The 7,985-nt window shown below is 41.8% G+C and carries 8 protein-coding genes; 7 read left to right on the top strand and 1 reads right to left on the bottom strand.

What is annotated here, in order from left to right:
• The coding region (locus tag HT693_RS06980) for an IS630 family transposase (protein WP_172925065.1) at positions 1 to 515 on the top strand (515 nt) is incomplete at its 5' end.
• Positions 516 to 694: 179 nt separating this feature from the next.
• On the opposite strand, the gene HT693_RS06975 is transcribed toward HT693_RS06980, so the two are convergent.
• Positions 695 to 1,507, bottom strand: a complete 813-nt coding sequence (locus HT693_RS06975; RefSeq protein WP_130883022.1) for a Cof-type HAD-IIB family hydrolase — start codon at positions 1,505 to 1,507, stop codon at positions 695 to 697.
• 189 nt (positions 1,508 to 1,696) lie between these two features.
• On the opposite strand from HT693_RS06975, the gene HT693_RS06970 reads away from it, so the two are divergent.
• The 6 genes from HT693_RS06970 (at position 1,697) to folB (ending at position 7,882) form a co-directional block, all read left to right on the top strand.
• Positions 1,697 to 3,115 carry an NCS2 family permease gene (locus HT693_RS06970; protein ID WP_130883024.1) on the top strand — a complete coding sequence of 473 codons (1,419 nt, stop codon included), beginning with the start codon at positions 1,697 to 1,699 and terminating at the stop codon, positions 3,113 to 3,115.
• 56 nt (positions 3,116 to 3,171) lie between these two features.
• Positions 3,172 to 3,879 (top strand): CPBP family intramembrane glutamic endopeptidase, encoded by a 708-nt coding sequence (locus HT693_RS06965; RefSeq protein ID WP_171035924.1) that lies wholly within the window; start codon positions 3,172 to 3,174, stop codon positions 3,877 to 3,879.
• 198 nt (positions 3,880 to 4,077) lie between these two features.
• Positions 4,078 to 5,052 carry a dihydropteroate synthase gene (gene folP, locus HT693_RS06960; RefSeq protein ID WP_171035925.1) on the top strand — a complete coding sequence of 325 codons (975 nt, stop codon included), beginning with the start codon at positions 4,078 to 4,080 and terminating at the stop codon, positions 5,050 to 5,052.
• Position 5,053: 1 nt separating this feature from the next.
• A complete protein-coding gene (locus HT693_RS06955; RefSeq protein ID WP_138704621.1) occupies positions 5,054 to 6,376 on the top strand; it encodes a folylpolyglutamate synthase/dihydrofolate synthase family protein in 1,323 nt (440 codons plus the stop codon).
• Complete coding sequence (gene folE, locus HT693_RS06950; RefSeq protein WP_138704622.1) at positions 6,357 to 6,911, top strand: GTP cyclohydrolase I FolE; 555 nt, start codon at positions 6,357 to 6,359, stop codon at positions 6,909 to 6,911. The genes HT693_RS06955 and folE overlap by 20 nt, the downstream gene beginning before the upstream one ends.
• A 158-nt stretch (positions 6,912 to 7,069) precedes the next feature.
• On the top strand, positions 7,070 to 7,882 hold the full coding sequence (gene folB, locus HT693_RS06945; protein ID WP_023940373.1) for a dihydroneopterin aldolase: 813 nt from the start codon (positions 7,070 to 7,072) through the stop codon (positions 7,880 to 7,882).
• Positions 7,883 to 7,985: the final 103 nt, after the last annotated feature.

Below are 7,985 nucleotides of genomic sequence, written 5' to 3'. Positions count from 1 at the left end.
GCTTGATGTACCAAGATGAGGCTGGTTTCGGTAGAATCAGTAAACTGGGATCTTGTTGGGCTCCAATAGGAGTAGGTCCACATATCCATAGTCACTATATACGAGAATTTCGCTATTGTTATGGAGCTGTTGATGCCCATACAGGCGAATCATTTTTCTTAATAGCTGGTGGATGTCATACTGAGTGGATGAACGCCTTTTTAGAAGAGCTTTCACAAGCTTATCCAGATGATTATCTTTTACTCGTTATGGACAATGCTATATGGCATAAATCAAGTACCTTAAAGATTCCGACTAATATTGGCTTTACCTTTATTCCTCCATACACACCAGAGATGAACCCCATTGAACAAGTGTGGAAAGAGATTCGTAAACGTGGATTTAAGAATAAAGCCTTTCGAACTTTGGAAGATGTCATGAATCAACTTCAAGATGTTATACAAGGACTGGAGAAGGAGGTGATAACGTCCATTGTTAATCGGAGATGGACTAGAATGCTTTTTGAAAGTAGATGAGTATAACTGGTTGATGAGACTGTGAAAAGAGCATAAAGACCAGCTTGCAAGCTGGTCATACTCTTCGAAAATCTCTTCAAACCACGTCAGCTTCATCTACAACCTCAAAGCAGTGCTTTGAGCAACCTACGGCTAGCTTCCTAGTTTGCTCTTTGATTCTCATTGAGTATCAGTATAGGTTATAAGAATAAGTCTTGTAGGGTTTTGGCAACACCGTCTTGGTCATTGGTCAGAGAAATTTGCTCATCTGCATAGGGGAGTAGCTCTGGGTTGGCATTTTTCATGGCATAGCCCTTTCCAGCAAAAGCGAGCATTTCGGTATCATTGTGTTCATCTCCAAAGGCAATCAAATCTTTTTTGTCGCGGTTCATTACCTTGAGCAAGTAGTCCAAAGCAAAGGCCTTATTGACACCTTTTGGGGTACACTCAAGGATATTGAGCGGACCTCCCCAAGTATTGATAGACAGTTGATACTGGTAGAAGGCGTTCATTTCTTTTGCCAGAGCATATTTGTCACTGGCTCTGGTCTGCAGCAGAATACAGTTAGGATCCTTGGTCACCAATTCAGGCTGAAATTGATTTTCAGGCTGGAAAGCTTCTACACCAAATAGTTTGGGATTGGCAATTTCTTCATTGGGATTTGTAATGTAGAATTTTTTACGGTATTCTCCAGCGATAAAATCGGCTTGAATATCCTCTGAACGTCGAACCATGTCTAGCAGATATTTTTTGTCTACAGTTAAACACTTTTCAAAATCCCAAACTTGGTCTGGTAAATGAGTAAGGGAGCCGTTGAAATTAATCATAGGAGTGTTTAAGCCTAGTTCATGGTAAAAATCTTTTGACATGCGGTAAGGGCGACCCGTCGTAATAATAATCTGATGGCCTTTTTCAGCAACTTTTTTAATGGTTTCTTTGGTAAAGTCAGAAATTTGACTGTCTGAGTTGAGCAGGGTTCCATCCAGGTCTAGTGCAATAATTTTTTTCGTCATATGAACCTTTCTAGTGTCTTTCCAGATAAGATGTCTTCTATTATAACAAAAAGCAGACAGAAAAGCAGATTCCAAACAAAAAATGAAATTCCATCAAATTCTTAAATAAATTAAACAAAGATATTGAAAAAGTGAATGATAAATGATATAATTCTATTATTGTTCGTAAAAATTAAAAGGAGATTGATAATGGACAAATTATTTAAACTAAAAGAGAACGGTACAGACGTTCGTACAGAGGTTCTCGCTGGTTTAACAACTTTCTTTGCAATGAGTTATATTCTCTTTGTAAACCCACAAATTCTTTCGCAAACAGGAATGCCTGCTCAGGGTGTCTTCCTCGCAACGATTATCGGTGCAGTAGCGGGTACCTTGATGATGGCCTTCTACGCCAACTTGCCATATGCTCAAGCACCAGGTATGGGACTCAATGCCTTCTTTACCTTTACAGTTGTATTTGGACTCGGTTATTCTTGGCAAGAAGCCCTAGCTATGGTCTTCATCTGTGGGATTATTTCATTGATTATTACCTTGACAAATGTTCGTAAAATGATCATTGAATCGATTCCCAATGCTCTTCGCTCAGCTATTTCAGCTGGTATCGGTGTCTTCCTTGCCTATGTAGGGATTAAGAATGCTGGACTTTTGAAATTTACGATTGATCCAGGTAACTATACTGTTGTAGGAGAAGGGGCTGACAAAGCTCAAGCAACGATTGCAGCAAACTCTTCAGCAGTTCCAGGATTGGTCAGCTTTAATAATCCAGCTGTTTTAGTGGCTCTTGCAGGACTTGCTATCACAATTTTCTTTGTTATCAAAGGAATTAAAGGGGGAATTATCCTCTCTATCTTGACAACAACTGTTCTTGCTATTGCAGTTGGTTTGGTAGATTTGTCAAGCATCGATTTTGCTAATAACCATGTTGGTGCAGCTTTTGAAGATTTGAAGACAATCTTTGGTGCAGCTCTTGGTTCAGAAGGTTTGGGAGCTTTGATTTCAGATACAGCTCGCTTGCCTGAAACTCTGATGGCCATTCTTGCCTTCTCATTGACAGATATTTTTGATACAATTGGTACTTTGATCGGTACAGGTGAAAAAGTTGGTATCGTAGCGACAAATGGTGAAAATCATCAATCAGCTAAGTTAGACAAGGCTCTTTACTCTGACTTGATTGGTACTTCAATTGGTGCCATCGCAGGTACTTCGAACGTAACGACTTATGTTGAGTCTGCTGCTGGTATCGGTGCAGGTGGACGTACTGGTTTGACAGCCTTGGTTGTAGCTATCTGTTTTGCGATTTCAAGCTTCTTTAGCCCACTTCTAGCGATCGTACCAACAGCTGCTACGGCTCCAATCTTGATTATCGTTGGGATTATGATGTTGGCTAGCTTGAAAAATATCCATTGGGACGACATGGCTGAAGCAGTTCCTGCTTTCTTCACATCTATCTTTATGGGATTCAGCTACTCTATCACTCAAGGGGTTGCAGTTGGTTTCTTGACTTACACTTTGACTAAGCTTGTCAAAGGTCAAGCTAAAGATGTTCATGTCATGATTTGGATTTTGGATGCCTTGTTTATCCTTAACTACATCAGCATGGCCCTATAATAGAATGACCCAGGGGGATTTCCCCCTTTTTGAATACAAAGTCTAGGAGATGAATGATGGAAGAGAAAAGTATGTGGAAAGAATTGTTGAATCGTGCAGGCTGGATTTTGGTCTTTTTGCTAGCGACAATTCTATATCAGATTCCTTTAGCAGTTACTGCTATTTTAACCTTAAGAGAAGTACCGCTGTTGCAGTCAGGGCTGATAGTTGCTGGTATTTCGATTGTGGTTCTGGTGCTATTTATTATTGGAGCTCGTAAAACGCAATTGGCAAGTTTTAATTTTTCTTTTTTTAGAGCTAAGGATTTGGCACGATTGGGATTAAGTTATTTAGTCATTATCTGTTCAAGTATACTTGGTTCTATCTTGTTGCAACTGTCAAATGAGACGACAACAGGGAACCAGTCTCAGATTAACGATATGGTTCAGAATAGTTCTTTGATTTCTAGCTTTTTCTTGCTAGCCTTGCTGGCTCCGATTTGTGAGGAAATCTTGTGTCGTGGGATTGTTCCTAAAAAGATTTTCCGAGGCAAGGAGAACTTGGGATTTGTAGTCGGTACGATTGTGTTTGCTTTATTGCATCAACCAAGTAATTTACCTTCTTTATTGATTTATGGAGGTATGTCGATCGTTCTGTCTTGGACGGCTTACAAGACCCAACGTTTGGAAATGTCTATCTTACTTCACATGATTGTTAATGGGGTTGTTTTCTGTTTGTTGACTCTCGTGGTAATTTTGAGTCGGACATTAGGGATTTCTGTTTAATACTCAATGAAAATCAGAGAGCAAACTAGGAAACTAGCCGCAGGCTGTACTTAAGTACGGCAAGGCGACGTTGACGCGGTTTGAAGAGATTTTCGAAGAGTATAAGATTATTGACAATTGCTTACTTGCTTCTACTGGGAAAAAGATGAATGCAATCGTGTCCATCTTTTTCTTTTTATGGTAAAATAGAGAAATAATATGATGAAAAGCCTTGAGGGAGTGACCGATATGTCAAGTAAAGCCAATCATGTAAAGACAGCTATTTGCGGAATTATCAATGTAACCCCAGACTCCTTTTCGGACGGTGGTCAATTTTTTGCTCTTGAGCAGGCACTCCAGCAGGCTCGTAAATTGATAGCAGAAGGAGCCAGTATGCTAGATATCGGCGGAGAATCGACTCGGCCGGGCAGTAGCTATGTTGAGATAGAAGAGGAAATCCAGCGTGTTGTTCCAGTGATCAAAGCGATTCGCAAGGAAAGTAATGTCCTCATCTCTATTGATACTTGGAAGAGTCAGGTAGCAGAAGCTGCTTTGGCTGCTGGTGCTAATCTAGTTAATGATATCACTGGTCTCATGGGTGATGAAAAAATGGCTCATGTGGTAGCTAAAGCGAGAGCGAAAGTGGTCATCATGTTTAATCCAGTTATGGCTCGACCTCAGCATCCTAGTTCGCTTATCTTCCCTCATTTTGGCTTTGGTCAAACCTTTACAGAAAAAGAGTTAGCTGACTTTGAAACATTGCCAATCGAAGACTTGATGGAGGCTTTCTTTGACAGAGCCCTATCGAAAGCGGACGAAGCTGGTATTGCACCAGAAAATATCCTGCTGGATCCAGGAATTGGCTTTGGTCTGACTAAGAAAGAAAATCTGCTTCTTTTACGGGATCTGGATAAACTCCATCAGAAAGGCTATCCAATCTTTCTCGGAGTTTCGCGCAAGCGATTTGTCATCAATATCCTTGAAGAAAGTGGGTTTGAAGTCAATCCTGAGACAGAACATGGTTTCCGCAATTGGGACACAGCTTCGGCTCATGTAACTAGTATCGCTGCGAGACAGGGTGTAGAAGTGGTGCGCGTGCATGACGTAGCTAGTCACAGGATGGCAGTTGAAATTGCCTCCGCTATTCGTCTGGCTGATGAAGCGGAAAATTTAGATTTAAAACAATACAAATAAGATGAAAGAATTTGAAAACAATCAGTGGATTACCAATTACCGGACGGACCAACCGCATTTTGGCTTGGAACGAATGGTGGAACTGTTAGCTTTGCGTGGCAATCCCCATCTCAAACTCAAGGTCATCCATATCGGAGGGACTAACGGCAAGGGTTCGACCATTACTTTTTTGAAAAAGATGCTAGAAAAGCTAGGGCTGAGAGTTGGCGTGTTTAGCTCGCCCTATCTCATTCATTACACAGACCAGATTAGCATCAATGGGGACTCCATTCCAGAGGCTAGGCTAGAAGCCCTCATGGCAGACTATCAGTCTTTGCTGGAGGGAGAAGCGACCGCTAATTTACAGGGGACAACCGAGTTTGAGATTATCACAGCCATAGCCTATGACTACTTTGCTTCAGAGCAAGTAGATGTGGATATCATGGAAGTGGGCATGGGTGGGCTTTTAGATAGTACCAATGTCTGTCAGCCCATTTTGACAGGAATTACGACTATTGGATTGGACCATGTAGCCCTACTTGGTGACACCTTGGAAGCCATAGCAGAGCAGAAAGCTGGTATTATCAAACAAGGTATTCCCTTGGTGACAGGTCGTATCGCTCCAGAAGCTTTGGTTGTGATTGACCGCATTGCGGAAGGGAAAGATGCGCCGAGACTTGCCTATGGGAAAGATTATCAAGTTAGTCATCAAGAGAGTGTAGTAACGGGTGAAGTTTTTGACTATACAAGTGTTGTCAGACAAGGTCGCTTCCAGACAGGTTTACTTGGTTTGCACCAAATAGAGAATGCTGGGATGGCCATAGCTTTACTTGATACTTTTTGTCAAGAAGATGGTCGAGAACTAGCAAGCAATCACTTGATTGGTCAAGCCTTGGAAGAAACAAGATGGCCAGGGCGTCTGGAGGTCGTGTCAAGGGAACCCTTGATGATTTTGGATGGAGCCCACAATCCCCATGCTATCAAGGCTTTATTGACAACCTTGCAAGAACGCTTTGCGGATTATCGTAAGGAAATCCTCTTTACTTGCATCAAAACCAAGACCTTGGAGGATATGTTGGACTTGTTGGAGCAAATCCCAGATACCGAGCTTACTTTGACACATTTTGACGATAGTCGGGCGACTGATGAAAGCGTGCTGAAAGAGGCAGCAAAGTCTAGAAATCTCAGCTACCAAGGTTGGCAGGATTTTCTAGAGCAGAAATTGACAGATAAAAAAGAAGAGAAAAAAACAGTTAGGATTGTCACAGGTTCCTTGTATTTCTTGAGCCAAGTGAGAGCTTATCTGATGGAGAGGAAAAACGAGAATGGATACACAAAAGATTGAAACAGCTGTAAAAATGATTATCGAGGCTGTAGGAGAGGACGTTAATCGCGAGGGCTTGCAGGAAACACCTGCTCGTGTCGCTCGTATGTACCAAGAGATTTTTTCAGGTCTTGGTCAAACAGCGGAGGAACATTTGTCAAAATCCTTTGAGATTATTGACGATAATATGGTGGTAGAGAAGGATATCTTTTTCCACACCATGTGTGAGCACCACTTTCTACCATTTTATGGGAGAGTGCATATTGCCTATATTCCAGATGGCCGTGTAGCAGGTTTGTCTAAGCTAGCTCGTACGGTTGAAGTTTATTCGAAAAAACCACAAATTCAAGAACGTTTGAATATCGAAGTGGCCGATGCCTTGATGGACTATCTAGGTGCTAAAGGAGCCTTTGTTGTCATTGAAGCGGAACATATGTGTATGAGCATGCGTGGTGTCAGAAAACCAGGAACTGCAACCTTGACGACAGTAGCTCGTGGTCTATTTGAAACAGATAAGGACCTCCGAGATCAGGCTTATCGTTTAATGGGACTATAATACTCTTCGAAAATCAAATTCAAACCACGTCAGTTTTCATTTGCAACCTCAAAACAGTGTTTTGAGCAGCCTGCGGCTAGCTTCCTAGTTTGTACTTTGATTTTCATTGAGTATAAAAAGAATCCGCTTCAAGCGGATTTTTCTAGAAAGGACTAGTTATGGATCAACTGCAGATTAAAGATTTGGAAATTTTTGCCTATCATGGTCTTTTTCCTAGTGAAAAGGAATTGGGGCAGAAGTTTGTCGTTTCAGCCATCCTATCCTATGATATGACCAAGGCGGCTACAGACTTGGATTTAACAGCCTCTGTCCATTACGGAGAACTGTGTCAGCAGTGGACGACATGGTTTCAGGAAACGAGTGAGGATTTGATTGAAACGGTAGCCTACAAACTGGTAGAACGTACTTTTGAGGCTTATCCTCTTGTCCAAGAAATTCAGCTGGAACTGAAAAAACCTTGGGCGCCAGTGCATTTGCCACTAGATACTTGCTCGGTAACCATTCATCGCCGCAAGCAACGAGCCTTTATCGCCCTAGGAAGCAATATGGGGGATAAGCAAGCAAACTTAGAGCAAGCCGTTGACAAACTGCGAGCTCGAGGTATCCATATTCTCAAAGAGTCCAGTGTCTTAGCGACGGAGCCTTGGGGTGGAGTGGAGCAGGATAGCTTTGATAATCAAGTGGTTGAAGTAGAAACATGGTTGCCTGCTCCAGTGCTATTAGAGACCTTGTTAGCCATTGAGTCAGAGATGGGACGGGTGAGAGAAGTACATTGGGGGCCTCGTTTGATTGATTTGGACTTGCTCTTTGTGGAGGACCAGGTCATTTACACAGATGAGCTTATCTTGCCCCATCCTTACATAGCAGAACGCCTTTTTGTTCTTGAGTCTCTACAAGAAATTGCGCCTCATTTTATCCATCCGACATTAAAGCAACCGATCCGCAACTTGTATAATGCTTTGAAACAATAGAAAAAACTCTAGTTTTCAGTCGTTTGTAACTGAAGGCTAGAGTTTTTATACTCTTCGAAAATCTCTTCAAACTACGTCAGCTTCCATCTGCAACCTCAAAACA

It is taken from the genome of Streptococcus sp. 2154, assembly GCF_013277255.1.
In the GTDB taxonomy this organism is placed as follows: domain Bacteria; phylum Bacillota; class Bacilli; order Lactobacillales; family Streptococcaceae; genus Streptococcus; species Streptococcus pseudopneumoniae.
Note: the sequence above shows the minus strand (reverse complement) of the source record. Positions and strands in the feature narration are given on the sequence as shown.

Bases quoted from the DNA above. Each gene is read 5' to 3' on its own strand.
- HT693_RS06975 (WP_130883022.1), bottom strand. From the start codon at position 1,507: ATGACGAAAAAAATTATTGCACTAGACCTGGATGGAACCCTGCTCAAC.
- HT693_RS06970 (WP_130883024.1), top strand. From the start codon at position 1,697: ATGGACAAATTATTTAAACTAAAAGAGAACGGTACAGACGTTCGTACA.
- HT693_RS06965 (WP_171035924.1), top strand. From the start codon at position 3,172: ATGGAAGAGAAAAGTATGTGGAAAGAATTGTTGAATCGTGCAGGCTGG.
- folP (WP_171035925.1), top strand. From the start codon at position 4,078: ATGATGAAAAGCCTTGAGGGAGTGACCGATATGTCAAGTAAAGCCAAT.
- HT693_RS06955 (WP_138704621.1), top strand. From the start codon at position 5,054: ATGAAAGAATTTGAAAACAATCAGTGGATTACCAATTACCGGACGGAC.
- folE (WP_138704622.1), top strand. From the start codon at position 6,357: ATGGATACACAAAAGATTGAAACAGCTGTAAAAATGATTATCGAGGCT.
- folB (WP_023940373.1), top strand. From the start codon at position 7,070: ATGGATCAACTGCAGATTAAAGATTTGGAAATTTTTGCCTATCATGGT.